Origin of the sequence: Micromonospora sp. NPDC047527 (assembly GCF_040643015.1) — a bacterium.
GTDB lineage: Bacteria > Actinomycetota > Actinomycetes > Mycobacteriales > Micromonosporaceae > Micromonospora.
This window is the reverse complement of record NZ_JBEYTK010000003.1, coordinates 46,195-60,307: the sequence shown is the minus strand read 5'-3', so window position 1 is coordinate 60,307 and position 14,113 is coordinate 46,195. Positions and strand designations below refer to the sequence as shown.

Sequence of the window (14,113 nt, the reverse complement as noted above, 5' to 3'; positions counted from 1 at the left end):
GCCCGGAAAACCCCGGCCGGTCAGGGGCCGGCGACCACCGGTGGCGCGCCGACCAGATCCAGCCGGTCGCCGAGGATCACCGCGCTGGCCCGGACCAACTGGGTGAGCCGGTCGACCTCCGTGCTGTGGAAGTTGGCGGCGCAGAGCGTGTCGTTGTACTCCCGGGCCACCACCAGCACCAGGCCGGCCCGGCCGAACGGTGTGATCGCGTGGTGGGTGCCGTCGGGCGTGGTCACCGACCGGCCGCGCAGCGGGGTCACCTCCGGCAACCGCGGCGGTACGGGTGCACGCCAGCTCGCGTGGCCCACCGTGGCGCCGCCGCCACCGGTCCGCGAGGCCCAGTCCACCGGCACCACGGCGGCTACCGCCCAGTCGGCCGCCAGCAGCCCCGGCACCGCGTCGACCAGGGTCGCGACACCATCCGCCGGGTTGGCCGCGACCTGTGCCAGCAGCTCCGCGTCCTGGCCGGTGGTGGTGGGCGCGCCGATCGCCCGCCACACACCGTCCACCCGTACGCCGGGGATCGCCGCGAGGCCGGCCAGCAGCCGCTCGACGCGAGCCGCGCCCGGCCAGACCACCGTGAAGTCGTCCACCGCGCGCCCGCCGAGCCGTTCGAGGACCACCACCTGGACGATGTCCGCCCCGGAGACGCCCAACGTGCGGGCGACCTGGCCGAGGGTGCCCGGACGGTCCGGCAGGGTGACCCGAACTCGCAGCAACATGTCTGTCCCTCCGCTCGGCGGGCCGGCGACGGCCGGCAGGCTGGTCACAGCCTGGTCGTTGACCATTTCGTCCCTGTTGCAGAGGCATGTCCCGAGGGGAAAATCTGACCTTGACAAGGTGAGCGGGCTGCCATGAACTAGTCGGATGAGTGATCCGGCCGTCGATGCGTTGCGGCCGGAGGCCGTCCCAGCCTCACCCACGGGGCTGGCCCTGGACCGACTCGCCAGCTATCTGGCCGAGCACCGACCCGAGTTGGCCGTCGGGCCGCTGCGCGCCCACCTGATCGCGGGCGGCAAGTCGAACCTCACCTACCTGCTGCACCTCGGCGACCGCGAGGTTGTCCTGCGCCGCCCGCCGCTGGGCCACGTGCTGGCGACCGCGCACGACATGGGCCGCGAGTTCCGGGTCATCTCGGCGCTGGCGTCGACCGAGGTGCCGGTGCCGGGCGCGCTGCTGCTCTGCACCGACCCGGAGGTGATCGGCGCGCCCTTCTACCTCATGGAGCGGGTGCCCGGCGAGGTGTTCCGCACCCGCGCGCAGACCGACCCGCTGGGCGACGAGCGACGCCGGGCACTGGCCATGGCGATGATGGACACCCTCGCCGCCCTGCACACCGTCGAGCCCGCGGCGGTCGGGCTGAGCGACTTCGGCCGCCCGGAGGGTTACCTGGCCCGGCAGGTCCGCCGCTGGGCCGGGCAACTCGACCGCTCCCGCAGCCGCGACCTGCCCGGCATCGACGAGCTGCGTGACCTGCTCGCGGCGACCGCGCCGGAGGGCGCGAACGCCGGTCGGATCGTGCACGGCGACTACCGGCTGGACAACCTCCTCGCCACGGCCGACCCGGTGGCCGTGCGCGCGGTGCTCGACTGGGAGATGGCCACCCTCGGCGACCCCCTCGCCGACCTGGGGCTGCTGCTGACGTACTGGGATGTGCTGGGCGGCAGCGACGAGACCGAGGGCAACCCGGTCGCCGACGGGCTCGGCCCGCACGCCGGCTTCCCCACCGGCGCCGAGCTGATCGACAGGTACGCCGGGCGCAGCGACGTCGACGTCGGGCCGCTGCACTGGCACGTGGCGCTGGGCTGTTTCAAGCTCGCGGTCATCTGCGAGGGCATCCACTACCGCCACACGCTCGGGCAGACGCTCGGCGAGGGCTTCGACCGGATCGGCGACATGGTGGCACCGCTGGTCGCGCACGGGCTGACCGCCGCCAGGGAGCGGTGATGGACTTCGCCTACGACACCCGGACCGAGGAGCTGCGCGACGAGCTGACCCGGTTCCTGACCGAGCACGTCTACCCGGCCGAGTCCGTGCACGCCGAGCAGGCGGCCGCCGGTGACCCGTGGTCGCGTACCCCGGTGCTGGCCGAACTGAAGGCGGAGGCCCGTAAGCGCGGCCTGTGGAACCTGTTCCTGCCCGACCCGCGCTACGGCGCCGGCCTGACCAACCTCCAGTACGCGCCGCTCGCCGAGCTGACCGGGCGCAGCCCGCACCTGGCACCGGAGGCGGTCAACTGCGCCGCACCGGACACCGGCAACATGGAGTTGCTCACCGAGTTCGGCTCGGACGCGCAGCGGGAGCGCTGGCTCATGCCGCTGTTGGAGGGTGAGATCCGCTCCGCGTTCTGCATGACCGAACCGGACGTCGCGTCCTCCGACGCCACCAACATCGCCACCCGGATCACCCGGGACGGCGACGAGTACGTGATCAACGGGCGCAAGTGGTGGTCGTCCGGCGCGATGGACCCGCGCTGCGAGATCTTCATCGTGATGGGCAAGACCGACCCCGCAGCCGACCGGCACCGCCAGCAGAGCATGGTGCTCGTCCCCCGGGACACCCCCGGCGTGACGGTGCGCCGGGGCATGACCGTCTTCGGCTACACCGACGGTTCACACGGCGGGCACGCCGAGATCGACTTCACGAACGTACGGGTGCCGGCGGAGAACCTCATCGGCGCCGAGGGCACCGGCTTCGCCATCGCCCAGGCCAGGCTCGGCCCGGGCCGCATCCACCACTGCATGCGGCTGATCGGCATGGCCGAACGGGCTCTGGAGCTGCTCTGCCGCCGCGCCAACGAGCGGATCGCGTTCGGCCGGCCCCTCGCCGAGCAGGGCGTCGTCCGGGAGTGGATCGCCGAGTCGCGGGTCCGCATCGAGCAGGCCCGCCTGCTGGTGCTCAAGACGGCCTGGCTGATGGACACCGTCGGCAACAAGGGCGCACACACCGAGATCCAGGCCATCAAGATCGGCACGCCAGCGATGGCGGAGTGGGTGATCGACAAGGCCATCCAGGGGTACGGCGGCGCCGGCGTCAGCCAGGACACCCCACTGGCCGCCCTCTGGGCGCAGTCCCGCACGCTACGCCTGGCCGACGGCCCCGACGAGGTCCACCGCAACTCCCTGGCCAAACGCGAACTCCGCCGCTGGACCCCCACCCCCGCCCCCGCCTAAACCCCCGCCCCGCCCCGCCCGTTGATCATGAAGTTATTGCTGCGGCTCGCCGATGCGGGTGGCAATAACTTCATGATCAACGGAGGCGCCCTGGGGTGGGGGCCTGGGTGGGGGGGTTAGGCGGAGGAGCGGTGGATCAACTGGGTGTCCAGGAGGATGTGCGGGGCGGGGATGTCCTCGCCGCGGATGCGGGCGACCAGCAGGCGGGCCATCTGCCGACCCATCTCCTCCACCGGCTGGAAGACCGTGGACAGCGGCGGGTCAGCCTGCCGCGCGATCGGCGCGTCGTCGAAGCCGATCACCGCGACGTCCTCGGGGACCCGCCGGCCGAACTCCCGCAGGGTACGCAGCGCGCCGAACGCCATCAGGTCGGACGCGACGAAGACCGCGTCCAGGTCGGGGCAGGCACCCAGCAGCCGGCGCATGCCGATCGCGCCGCTCTCCTCGCTGAAGTCGCCGTACGCGATCAGGTCGGGGTTGACGCCGGCTCCGGTGGCCTTGACGGCCTCGGTGTAGCCGGCCAACCGGGCCAGGCCCGCCCCCATGTCCTGCGGGCCGGCGATGGTGGCGATCCGTCGCCGCCCCTGGCCGGTCAGGTACTCCACCGCCTGCCGGGCTCCGCCAACGTTGTCCACGTCGACGAACCAGGCCGGCTGGGCGCCGGGTTGCAGCATCCGGGCTGGCCGGCCGCCCAGCACGGCGGGCAGGCCCCGATCCTCCAGCAGGGTCGGCAGCGGGTCGGAGTCGTGCAACGACAGCAGCAGTACGCCGTCGACGTGCTGGTTGGTCAGGTGGTGCTCGACGCGCTCGCGCTCCACCGGCGACTGGGCCATCGCCAGCCAGAGCTGCATGGGTGTCTCCAGCAGCCCGGAGCTGATCCCCCGCACGATGCCGGCGAAGAACGGCTCGGTGAAGACCCGCTCGCCGGATTCGGACACCACCAGCGCGACGGAGTCGGTGCGCTGGGTGACCAGCGCGCGGGCCGCCCTGTTCGGCACGTACCCCAGCTCGGCGATGGCCTGTTGGACCGCGGCCCGGGCCTCCGGGCTGACCTGGGGCGAGCCGTTGACCACGCGGGAGACCGTGCCGCGACCCACGCCGGCGCGCGCCGCGACCGCGTCGAGGGTCGGGCGCCCGAGCGACCGGGTGCGCTGCGTTGTCATCGTCTGCTCCTCCGACGGCGGGCGGACCCGGCGCCACCTGAGTGGGGTGGACACCAGGACCGCCCTGATGGCTGGCCCGAGCCTATTGTGCGGCCAGACCGTTGCGTCGGATCACCTCGGCGTACCACCTGGCGCTGGACTTGGGGATGCGGACCTGGCTGTCGTAGTCGACGTGGATCATGCCGAACCGCTTGGTGTAACCCCAGGCCCACTCGAAATTATCCATGAGCGACCAGGCGAAGTAGCCCCGCAGGGGAACGCCCGCCTCGATCGCCGCGTGTGAGGCGCGCAGGTGGGCGTCGAAGTACGCGAGCCGGTCGACGTCGTCGACCTCCCCGTCGACCACCGTGTCGACGAAGGCGGAGCCGTTCTCGGTGACGTAGAGGGGAAGGTCGGTGTACTCCTCGTGGACCCGACGCAGCGTCTCCAGCAGGCCCGGGGCGTCGATCTCCCAGTTCATGTCGGTGACCGGGAAGCCCCGGGTGACGAACCGGACGTCCTCGCTGCCGGGCCAGCACGACGGCGCCCGCCAGTACTTCTCCGGCTGCTCGCCCTCGATCGGCGCGGCCACCACGTGCCGGCTGTAGTAGTTGACGCCGACCACGTCCAGCGGGCTGGAGATGGTCGCCAGGTCACCGTCGTGGACGTGCCCGAAGTCGGTCACGCCGGCCAGGTCGGCCACCAGGTCCTCCGGGTACGCCCCCTTGAGCAGCGGGTCGAGGAAGAACCGGTTGGCCAGCCCGTCGATGCGCCGGGCGGCGTCCACGTCGCCCGGCGCGTCGCTGGCCGGGTCGACCGGGTAGAGGTTGACCGTGACGCCCAGCTCGGCGGTCGGGCGGGCGGCCCGCAACGCCTGCACGGCCAGCCCGTGACCGAGCATCAGGTGGTGCCCGGCGCGGACCGCGTCCGCGCCGTCGGTGCGGCCCGGCGCGTGCACACCGGAGCCGTAGCCGAGAAACGCGGAGCACCACGGCTCGTTGAGGGTGGTCCAGTACCGCACCCGGTCGCCGAGGGCGTCGGCGACAAGCGTGGCGTAGTCGGCGAACCGGGCGGCGGTGTCCCGGGCCGGCCAGCCCCCGGCGTCCTCCAGCGGCTGCGGCAGATCCCAGTGGTAGAGGGTCAGCCACGGCTCGATGCCGTTGGCCAGCAGGTTGTCCACCAGTCGCCGGTAGAAGTCGAGGCCGGCGGCGTTGGCCGGACCGGACCCGCCGGGCTGCACGCGCGGCCAGGAGACGGAGAACCGGTACGACTTCAGCCCCAGCTCGGCCATCAGCGCCACGTCGGGGTCCAGCCGGTGGTAGTGGTCGCAGGCCACGTCGCCGGTGTGCCCGTTGACCGTCCGGCCCGGGGTGTGGCTGAAGGTGTCCCAGATCGACGGGCCTCGACCGTCCTCGGTCGCCGCGCCCTCGATCTGGTACGCCGCGGTGGCGGCGCCCCACAGGAAGCCGGGCGGGAAGGTCAGCGACGGACGCTCGGCGAGTGCACCGGAGGCCGGCGGGCGGGAGGGGTTGCTCACGATTTGACGGCACCTTCCATGATCCCGCCGATGATCTGGCGGCCAAACACGAGAAAGACGATCACCAGGGGGATGGTGCCGATCGCCGTGGCGGCGAACACCTGGGAATAGTCGGTGTAGTAGGCGTACGAGAGGAAGGAGAGCGAGACCTGCAGGGTCGGGTTCTCCGGAGAGAGGATGGCGTACGGCCAGAGGAACGAGTTCCAGGTCTCCATGAAGGTCAGCAGACCGAGGACGCCGGCGGCGGGGCGCAGCGCGGGCAGCACGATGCTCCAGTAGATCCGGAACGTGCTCGCACCGTCGACGCGACCGGCCTCGATGAGCTCGTCGGAGATCGCCTGGCTGGCGTACTGCCGCATCATGAACACGCCGAACGCGCTGACCAGGAACGGCACGGTGACCGCGTAGAGGGTGTCGTACCAGCCCAGGTCCTGCATCATGCCCCAGAGCGGGATGAGGCCCATCTGGGTCGGGATCATCATGGTGACGATGATCGCCAGCAGGAGGGCGTTGCTGCCCTTGAACCGCAGCTTGGCGAAGGCGAACCCGGCCAGCGAACCGGTGAGCACCACCGACACGGTGACCACCGAGGAGACGATGATCGAGTTCATCATGCCGGTGAGGAAGTTGGCGGCGTCGTTGTCGAGCACCCGCCCGAAGTTGTCACCGAACGCCCCGCCGGGGGTCAGCGGCGGCGGCACGTCGTTGATGTTGTCCAGGCTGCGAGTGCCGATCACCACCATGTAGTAGAACGGGTAGATCGACAGCAGCGCCGCCAGGACGAGCGCCATGTAGGTCAGCGGGCTGGTGCGCCACAGGCGCTGGGAAGCCGAGATCATCGATCTCTCCTCACTTCGCCGAGCGGCGGACGAGTAGGAAGTTGAACAGCGACACCACGACGATGATCATGAAGATCGCCCAGGCGACCGCGGCTCCGTAGCCGGCGGTGTTCAGGTTCACGATGCCCATCTCGTACATGTACATGGCCAGCGTCTGGAACTCCCGCTGGTTGCCGCCGATGATGTTGCCGTTGCCGAAGAGCAGGGGCTCCGTGAAGAGCTGCATGCCGCCGATCGTGGACAGGATGACCACGAAGATGAAGGTGGGCTTGAGCATGGGCAGGGTGATCTGCCAGAACTGCCGCCACGGGCTGGCGCCGTCGATTGCCGCAGCCTCGTAGAGGTCCTTCGGGATCGCCTGCATGCCGGCGAGCAGGATCAGGGTGTTGTACCCGGTCCACCGCCAGTTGACCATGGAGGAGATGGCGGTCCAGGAACTCCACCGCTGCCCGTCCCAGTCGACCGGGTCGACACCGACGAAGCTGAGCAGCCAGTTGAACAGGCCGAACTCCCGCTGGAACAGCATCCCGAAGACGATCGCGACAGCGGCCACGGACACCACGTTCGGCATGAAGATGGCCATCCGGAAGAAGGTCTTGGCGCGCAGGAGGGTCCGGTTGAGCAGGTTCGCCAGGAAGAGGGCGAGCAGCAGCTGCGGGATGGTCGACAAGGCGAAGATGCCGAACGTGTTGACCAGCGCGTTCCAGAAGTACTCGTCGGACATCAGCCGGGTGTAGTTGTCGAAGCCGATGAACGAGTGATCGCCGATCATGTCCCAGTCGTGCAGAGACATCCAGGCGGTACGCAGCATCGGGTACAACCCGAACGCGCCGAAGATCAGAAAGAACGGGGCGATGTAAAGGTACGGCGAGTACTTGACATCGAGACGGTTGAGTAACCTTCCCCGGCGAAGTCGGGAAGGGACTTCGGGAGAAGGCGGTGCTGCTGGCGACGGCGGTGCCGTCGTGGCCGACAGGCTCATGCGAATTTCCTTTTCCGGCGAGGCCCGGGGGCCCTCGCGCAGGGCGCTACGCGGAGGGGACCGGCCGGTGGCGTCCGGGAAGCCCCGAACGCCACCGGCAGGGAATCACTCAGAAGGCACCCTGAGTCTTTGCGTCCTTCGTGAACTGCTCCCAGGCCTTCGCCTTGTCGGCCTGCCCGTTCTCGAACGCCCGCAGAGCCGGCTCGAGCGCGTTCTCCTTCACCGCCTGGTGCTTCGGGCCCAGGTGGATCGGCTGGATCTTGGCGACGCTCTCCCCGAAGATCTTGCCGGTCGGCGCGTTGCTGAAGTACTCGTTGGTGTAGCCGAGGAACGCCGGGTCCTTCAGCGCCTCCAGGTTGGTGGGCAGCGGGCCCTTGGCCTTGAAGGCCTCGACCTGGCCCTTCGCGTTGGTCAGGTACTCGGCGAGCTTCGCCGCCTCCTTCGGGTACTTGCTCTGCGCCGGAACCGCGAGCCACGAGCCGCCCCAGTTACCGCCGCCGCCCGGCACGGACGCGACATCCCACTTGCCCTTGTTGGCCGGACCCGAGTTTTCCGACACGATGCCGAGCATCCAGGACGGGCAGAAGGTGGCCGCGAAGGTGCCCTGCTTGAAGCCACCCGACCACTCCGGCGACCAGGTGGACGCCTTGGCGGAGATGTCCACCATCGAGGTGGCGGTGTCCCAGGCGTTCTTCACCGCGGGGCTGGTGTCCGCGATGACGTTGTCTTCCTTGTCGTAGAACAGGTCACCGTTGCCCTGGAAGAGCACACCGTTGGAGACGGCGGTGATCGAGTCGATGAACGCCTTGCCGCCGCTGCCCTGCTTGTACTTCAGACCGGCGTCGTGGAAGCCCTTCCAGTCCGGCCAGAGCGCCGACACCTGGTCGCGCTCGGTGGGCAGGCCAGCCGCCTGGAACAGGTCCTTGCGGTAGCAGACGGCGAGGCTGCCGACGTCGGTCGGCAGGCCGATCAGCCGGCCGTCCGGCGCCTTGCCCAGCTCCCACTTCCAGGGCAGGTATTCCTTCGAGTGGTCGGCGACCAGCGGGGTGAGGTCTTCCCAGTTGCGCGCGTTGGGCTTGAACTCGTTGAGGATGCCCTCTTCCAGGGCGGTGACGTCCGCCGCGCCCTTGCCGGTGGCCAGGTAGCGGACCAGCTTCGGCCGGTACTCACCGAGCTGCGCGGTCTTGCGCAGCTCGACCTTGATGCCGGTGTCCTTCTCGTACTGCTTGACGAGCTCGTCGTAGCCCATCTCGCCGAAGGTGTCGACGACCAGCTTGGCCGGCTTCTCGCCGGCCGCCGGCTTGTCGTCGTCCTTGCCGCATGCCGTAAGACCGCCGACGGCGGTGATCGCGGCCAGGGCAGCGACCGCCAGGCGGGTACGCCGCGTGGTGAGGCGCATCTGTAACCCCTCTTTCGGTGGTGAGGCTTGTCAGTCGGGTGTGGTGGGGGTGCCGTGGCGCATCCCGGTGGGCACCACCACGGGTGGCACCCGGCGCGCGGCGGGTGACCCGCACCACTCCGGGAGCGCTCCCATGAGATTGCCGGGGTGGTACGGGGGTGTCAATAGACCGTTGGGAGCGTTCCCAGATCGTTACCGCCCTGTTTCGGACGGGCACCGGGAGTCGACCGGACAGGCGGTCAGCGGGGCCGCGAGCAGCGGATCAACAGAAGCGGCGCAGCAGCGTGGTGGTGACGGCGGGATCAAAGAACATCGGGTCGAACCCGTCCGCGACCCAGTCGCGCAGCATGACCCGTTCCGGATGGGCCGGATCCGACAGGGCCGCCAGCAACGCGTGGTAGCCCGCCGGGCCACCGATGCCCTCCGGTGGGCAGGCCCACTCGCCGTCCAGGCAGACCGGGTACCGCTCGTCGGGGTCGGCGGTCAGCGCGTCCTCCACGACCAGGTCGTGCTCCCACCAGTCCCCGAAGTCGTACGTGTAGGAGAACCGACTGCCCTTGCCGAGCACCGCGTCCAGCCGTACGTCCAGCTCGTCGTGCAGCGCCAACTCCCCGTCCGGATCGGGCTCGCCGTACTGCACCCCGTCGACCTCGAACGAGTGCAGGTGGCAGTCCCGCCAACCCATCGCGTGCTGCACCACCCGGTGCAGCCGATCGAGCGTGTAGCCGGCGGGGACGAGCACCCGGCGCCACACCGGCGGACGGACGCCGGCGACGGACATCTTCAGCTGGAAGATCTGACGCGGCATGCTGTCCTGTCCTCCCGCGGCTTAGGCTGCGAGCATGATCTGCCGAGCGTGCCGGGCCCGGCGACACGACGACTGCCCGGGCCGGAACTGGTGCGACTGCCAGCACCGTACCGCCCAACCGACCCCTCCGGTCACTGGTCCGGCCGGCGAATGACGGTCGGAATTCCGATTCGACGGCTCTGGCCCGAGCCGTCGACCGCACCGCTCGACGATGCCACGCTGACCGCCCTATACGGCCGCGCTGACCAGCCCCGACTGCGAGTCAACTTCGTCTCCAGCCTGGACGGCGCGGTCACCGTGGACGGCTACTCCGCCGGGCTCTCCGGCGAGCCGGACAAGCGGGTGTTCGGCCTGCTGCGGATGCTCTGCGACGCGCTGGTGGTGGCCGCCGGCACGCTGCGCCACGAGGGCTACCGGGCGGTCCGGCTGAGCGAGACCCGCCGGGCCTGGCGCCGCGACCACGGGCTGGCCACGTACCCGACGCTGGTGGTCGTCTCCAGCTCGCTGGACCTGGACCCTGCGCAGGCTGCCTTCGCCGACGCGCCGGTCCGCCCGATCGTGCTCACCCACGCCGACGCCGAGCCACCGCCCGGCCTGACCGACGTCGCCGACCTGCTGCGCTGCGGCACCGGCCGGGTCGACCTCGCCGCCGGCCTCGCCGAGCTGCACCGACGCGGGCTGACCCAACTGCTCTGCGAGGGCGGCCCGCATCTGCTCGGCGCGCTCACCGCCGCCGACCTGGTGGACGAACTGTGCCTCACCGTCGCGCCACTGCTCGCCGGGCCCGGGCCGGGCCGGATCACCGCCGGCGACACCACCGCACCCCGGCACCTGCCGCTGCGGCACGTGCTCGCCGCCGACGACGGCGTCCTCATGCTCCGCCACGCCCGTCAGTGAGTCCGATTCTCCGGACGACTGCTGACGTCGACCGCTACCGGTCGGCACGAGCTGAAGCGAGGCGTCGCCCGTAACGGAGGGCTTCAGTCAATGAGCACCGCCCCGGGAGCCCACGGGATCTGGTAGCGCTGGCCGTCCGCGGTGCTCACCCAGACCTGCACCTCTTCGTACGGCTCGGCGGCGACCACCTCGGCCACCGCGCCACGCGGCGCCGAGCCGAGCGGATGCGGCACGCCGTTGGCGACGACCTCGACGGTACGTCCCTGCGGCGCCTGGACCAGGACGTAGAGCCGGCCGCCGGAGCGACGGGCCACGGCAACGCCCAGCCCACTGCCGGTGGATCGGACGGTCGAGCAGACCACGTCACCGTCGACGCAGGCCAGGTCGTACGAGAGGTAGTCGAGCAACCGGCGCGGATCGCCCGCGTCCGGGGCGATCAAGACCTCGGCCGCCTGTCCCCCGGCGGCCCGCTCCTCGGCGCGTGGTTCCCGTCGGATCAACACGAGCGTCTCCGTCCCGACCCGGCCGACCGCGACGACCTGCGCCTGCGTCAACGGTCGACCGTCGGGACCGACGATCCCGACCGGGATGTCGGCAGCTGCGCCCGGCCCGGCGCCCCCGGCTTCGCCGTCCCCACGACCCACCGGCCCCATCTGCGGGAGCAGCAGTGCCCCCACGGCAAACGCCGCCGCCGTGCCGCCCGACAGCAGCAGACGCCGGCGGCGCCGTGCCCGGCTGCCTGCGATGACCCGGCGGGCGAGGTCGGGTGGCAGTTCGACGGTCGCGACAGCGTGGTCGAGCAGGCCGGCCACCTCGTGGTCACGCATGGTTCTCCTTCGCGAGGTCGAGGTCGAGTGGGGTGACACCGGCAGCCTCCAGGCGGGTCCGCAGCCGGCGCAGCCCACGGGATGCCTGGCTCTTCACCGATCCCGTGGAACAGCCAAGTTCGGCAGCCGCCTCCGCCTCGGAGAAGCCGAGCCAGTACCGCAGCACCACCACCGCCCGCATCTGCGGCGGAAGCTCCCGCATCGCCGCCAGCAGCAACTCCCGGTCGTCGACCCGGGCCATCTCGTCCTGCTGTGGCACCGCGTCTGGAAGTCCGGCGACCCGACGTCGGCTCCACGGTGAGCGCCACCGGCTGACGAGTCGGTTGATCATCGCGCGACGCAGGTAAGCCTCCGGCTGCCGCTGCCGGACCGCGCGCCAGCGGGGGTACGCCTGCTCCAGCACCTCCTGCAGCAGGTCCTCGGCGTCCGCCCGCTGCCCGGTGATCAGGACGGCGAAGCGGAGCAGTCGCGGGCCGCTCGTCGCGACGAAGGCGCCGAAGTCGTCATTCATGCGTGCTCCATGTCTACCTAACGCGACCGGCGCCTCCAAGGTTGAGTCCCTGGGGTGCCGGCTGGTGCCCGCGAGTGGGGCTACCCAGGACAGCGCGCACCCCGTGCACCCGGACGAGCACGCTGCGTCAGGCAGCTGGTGGTCAAGCGTGTCGTCCGACGCGTCGCGTGGCGACCTGTCGTACTCCTCGGGCAGGATGCAGGGCATGCGCGCCGACCGTGATGCCCGAGCGACCCGAGTCGCCCGATGACCGACGCCGACCTCGACAGCCCTGGCGAGGCGGTCGGGCGGGTGCTGGGCACCGCCGACGCCACCCCGTTGCAGTTCTGGACGGCCGTGGCACCCGGCAGCTACCTCCAGCTCGACGACGTGGTGGTCACCCGGCGTGAGCTGCCGGACCGGGAGCCGGTCACGATCGCCGGGGTGGTCACCCAGGTCCGCGCCCGGCACGAGGGCGCCCAGTTCGAGTCCGACGTGTTCGCCATCGCCGACGGCACGCTGCCCGCGCAGGTGCAGGAGGCGGCCGAGGTCACCACCACGCGGGTCGATCCGGAGCTGTACGTGCCGCCGACCCCGGGCGCGGTGGTGCACCGGGCCGAGGGCGACGCCCGCGCACGCGCGCTGCACTTCGACCGGATGGAGCGGCGCATCCCGATGGGGATGGGCCGCGACGGGGTGCCGGTCTACCTCAACGCCGACTTCCTCGACGGCAGCCGGGGCGCGCACGTCTCGATCTCCGGCATCTCCGGGGTGGCCACCAAGACCAGCTTCGCCACCTTCCTGCTCTACTCGGTGTTCCGCTCCGGGGTGCTGGGTGGCGACGCGGTCAACGCCAAGGCCCTGATCTTCAACGTCAAGGGTGAGGACCTGCTCTTCCTCGACCACCCCAACAGCCGGCTCGACGAGCCGACCCGCGCGGCGTACGCGAGGCTCGGGCTGAGCGCCGGCGCGTTCCCCGACGTGCGGGTGTACGCGCCGCCCCGGGTCGGTGACGCGGCCGGCACACCGGATGTGAGCAGCCGGCTCACCGGCGTGGACGCCTTCTACTGGACGCTGGACGAGTTCTGCGCCGACCGCCTCCTGCCGTACGTGTTCGCGGACGCCGACGACGAACGCCAGCAGTACACGATGGTGGTGCACTCGGTCACCGCGCACCTGGCCCGCTACGCCCAGCCGGCCGACGGCGGGGTGAGCATCGACGGGGTGCGGCTCGGCTCCTACGGTGATCTGGTCGACCACATCGTCGACCAGCTCAACGACGACGAGACCCGCTCCGACTGGGCGGGTAGCGCGGTCGGCCTGGGCACCGTCAACGCGTTCGCCCGGCGGTTGATCGGCAGTAAGAAGGACCTGGCCCGGCTGATCCGTGGCGACCTGGCCACCCGCCGACCGCACTCGATCAACACCAGCGAGTCGGCGCAGGTCACCGTGGTCGACCTGCACAACCTGCCGGATCGCGCGCAGCGGTTCGTGGTCGGTGTGACGCTCAAGAGCGAGTTCGAGCGCAAGGAGAAGTCGGGCACCGCCAAGCCGCTGCTCTTCGTCGTCCTCGACGAGCTCAACAAGTACGCCCCGCGCGAAGGCTCCTCCCCGATCAAGGAGGTGCTGCTCGACATCGCCGAGCGGGGCCGCTCGCTCGGGGTGATCCTGATCGGCGCCCAGCAGACGGCGAGCGAGGTGGAGCGGCGCATCGTCACCAACTCGGCGATCCGCGTGGTCGGCCGGCTCGACCCGGCCGAGGCGTCCCGCCCGGAGTACGGTTTCCTCCCGCCCGCGCAGCGGCAGCGGGCGTTGCTGGCCAAGCCGGGCACCATGTTCGTCAACCAGCCCGACATCCCGGTGCCGCTCTGCCTGGAGTTCCCGTTCCCGGCGTGGGCGACCCGGGTCTCCGAGGCGGGCCGGGCACCATCGGAGACACTGCGCTCGATCACCCAGTCCGCCGACCCGTTCGCCGTGGTGGGCTCCGGCGGCGGCGCCGACGACGACATCCCGTTCTAG

General features: G+C 70.9%; 13 protein-coding genes. 4 read left to right on the top strand and 9 right to left on the bottom strand.

What is annotated here, in order from left to right; genetic code table 11:
• Positions 1-20: 20 nt before the first annotated feature.
• Positions 21-722 carry an amino acid-binding protein gene (locus ABZ808_RS13380; protein ID WP_357005036.1) on the bottom strand — a complete coding sequence of 234 codons (702 nt, stop codon included), beginning with the start codon at positions 720-722 and terminating at the stop codon, positions 21-23.
• Positions 723-867: 145 nt separating this feature from the next.
• Between ABZ808_RS13380 and ABZ808_RS13375 the strand changes: the two genes are divergently transcribed.
• Complete coding sequence (locus ABZ808_RS13375) at positions 868-1,947, top strand: phosphotransferase family protein (RefSeq protein ID WP_357005033.1); 1,080 nt, start codon at positions 868-870, stop codon at positions 1,945-1,947.
• On the top strand, positions 1,947-3,173 hold the full coding sequence (locus tag ABZ808_RS13370) for an acyl-CoA dehydrogenase family protein (protein WP_357005030.1): 1,227 nt from the start codon (positions 1,947-1,949) through the stop codon (positions 3,171-3,173). The genes ABZ808_RS13375 and ABZ808_RS13370 overlap by 1 nt, the downstream gene beginning before the upstream one ends.
• Positions 3,174-3,289: 116 nt before the next feature.
• Here ABZ808_RS13370 and ABZ808_RS13365 read toward each other — a convergent pair whose 3' ends face one another.
• The 6 genes from ABZ808_RS13365 to ABZ808_RS13340 all read right to left on the bottom strand — a co-directional run bounded on the left by ABZ808_RS13365 (position 3,290) and on the right by ABZ808_RS13340 (position 9,880).
• Positions 3,290-4,336 carry a LacI family DNA-binding transcriptional regulator gene (locus ABZ808_RS13365; RefSeq protein ID WP_357005027.1) on the bottom strand — a complete coding sequence of 349 codons (1,047 nt, stop codon included), beginning with the start codon at positions 4,334-4,336 and terminating at the stop codon, positions 3,290-3,292.
• 82 nt (positions 4,337-4,418) lie between these two features.
• Positions 4,419-5,852, bottom strand: a complete 1,434-nt coding sequence (locus ABZ808_RS13360; protein WP_357005024.1) for a GH1 family beta-glucosidase — start codon at positions 5,850-5,852, stop codon at positions 4,419-4,421.
• Positions 5,849-6,691, bottom strand: coding sequence for a carbohydrate ABC transporter permease (locus ABZ808_RS13355; RefSeq protein WP_357005021.1), 843 nt, complete (start codon positions 6,689-6,691; stop codon positions 5,849-5,851). Before ABZ808_RS13355 ends, ABZ808_RS13360 begins: the two co-directional genes overlap by 4 nt.
• A gap of 10 nt (positions 6,692-6,701) precedes the next feature.
• Positions 6,702-7,673: a sugar ABC transporter permease gene (locus ABZ808_RS13350; RefSeq protein ID WP_357005018.1), complete on the bottom strand. Its 972-nt coding sequence runs from the start codon at positions 7,671-7,673 to the stop codon at positions 6,702-6,704.
• Between the two features lie 109 nt (positions 7,674-7,782).
• Complete coding sequence (locus ABZ808_RS13345; protein WP_357005015.1) at positions 7,783-9,072, bottom strand: extracellular solute-binding protein; 1,290 nt, start codon at positions 9,070-9,072, stop codon at positions 7,783-7,785.
• A 262-nt stretch (positions 9,073-9,334) separates the two neighbouring features.
• A complete protein-coding gene (locus tag ABZ808_RS13340; protein WP_357005012.1) occupies positions 9,335-9,880 on the bottom strand; it encodes a plasmid pRiA4b ORF-3 family protein in 546 nt (181 codons plus the stop codon).
• 150 nt (positions 9,881-10,030) lie between these two features.
• On the opposite strand from ABZ808_RS13340, the gene ABZ808_RS13335 reads away from it, so the two are divergent.
• Positions 10,031-10,777, top strand: coding sequence for a pyrimidine reductase family protein (locus ABZ808_RS13335; RefSeq protein WP_357005009.1), 747 nt, complete (start codon positions 10,031-10,033; stop codon positions 10,775-10,777).
• A gap of 83 nt (positions 10,778-10,860) precedes the next feature.
• Here ABZ808_RS13335 and ABZ808_RS13330 read toward each other — a convergent pair whose 3' ends face one another.
• Both ABZ808_RS13330 and ABZ808_RS13325 read right to left on the bottom strand, forming a co-directional pair.
• Positions 10,861-11,604: a hypothetical protein gene (locus tag ABZ808_RS13330; protein ID WP_357005006.1), complete on the bottom strand. Its 744-nt coding sequence runs from the start codon at positions 11,602-11,604 to the stop codon at positions 10,861-10,863.
• Positions 11,597-12,115 (bottom strand): SigE family RNA polymerase sigma factor, encoded by a 519-nt coding sequence (locus ABZ808_RS13325; RefSeq protein ID WP_357005003.1) that lies wholly within the window; start codon positions 12,113-12,115, stop codon positions 11,597-11,599. Before ABZ808_RS13325 ends, ABZ808_RS13330 begins: the two co-directional genes overlap by 8 nt.
• A gap of 246 nt (positions 12,116-12,361) precedes the next feature.
• Between ABZ808_RS13325 and ABZ808_RS13320 the strand changes: the two genes are divergently transcribed.
• Positions 12,362-14,113, top strand: coding sequence for an ATP-binding protein (locus ABZ808_RS13320; protein ID WP_357004999.1), 1,752 nt, complete (start codon positions 12,362-12,364; stop codon positions 14,111-14,113).

What these genes read in the sequence shown, in the direction of transcription:
- ABZ808_RS13380 (WP_357005036.1), bottom strand. Translation starts at nt 722, where the DNA reads ATGTTGCTGCGAGTTCGGGTCACCCTGCCGGACCGTCCGGGCACCCTC.
- ABZ808_RS13375 (WP_357005033.1), top strand. Translation starts at nt 868, where the DNA reads ATGAGTGATCCGGCCGTCGATGCGTTGCGGCCGGAGGCCGTCCCAGCC.
- ABZ808_RS13370 (WP_357005030.1), top strand. Translation starts at nt 1,947, where the DNA reads ATGGACTTCGCCTACGACACCCGGACCGAGGAGCTGCGCGACGAGCTG.
- ABZ808_RS13365 (WP_357005027.1), bottom strand. Translation starts at nt 4,336, where the DNA reads ATGACAACGCAGCGCACCCGGTCGCTCGGGCGCCCGACCCTCGACGCG.
- ABZ808_RS13355 (WP_357005021.1), bottom strand. Translation starts at nt 6,691, where the DNA reads ATGATCTCGGCTTCCCAGCGCCTGTGGCGCACCAGCCCGCTGACCTAC.
- ABZ808_RS13350 (WP_357005018.1), bottom strand. Translation starts at nt 7,673, where the DNA reads ATGAGCCTGTCGGCCACGACGGCACCGCCGTCGCCAGCAGCACCGCCT.
- ABZ808_RS13345 (WP_357005015.1), bottom strand. Translation starts at nt 9,072, where the DNA reads ATGCGCCTCACCACGCGGCGTACCCGCCTGGCGGTCGCTGCCCTGGCC.
- ABZ808_RS13340 (WP_357005012.1), bottom strand. Translation starts at nt 9,880, where the DNA reads ATGCCGCGTCAGATCTTCCAGCTGAAGATGTCCGTCGCCGGCGTCCGT.
- ABZ808_RS13335 (WP_357005009.1), top strand. Translation starts at nt 10,031, where the DNA reads ATGACGGTCGGAATTCCGATTCGACGGCTCTGGCCCGAGCCGTCGACC.
- ABZ808_RS13330 (WP_357005006.1), bottom strand. Translation starts at nt 11,604, where the DNA reads ATGCGTGACCACGAGGTGGCCGGCCTGCTCGACCACGCTGTCGCGACC.
- ABZ808_RS13325 (WP_357005003.1), bottom strand. Translation starts at nt 12,115, where the DNA reads ATGAATGACGACTTCGGCGCCTTCGTCGCGACGAGCGGCCCGCGACTG.
- ABZ808_RS13320 (WP_357004999.1), top strand. Translation starts at nt 12,362, where the DNA reads ATGACCGACGCCGACCTCGACAGCCCTGGCGAGGCGGTCGGGCGGGTG.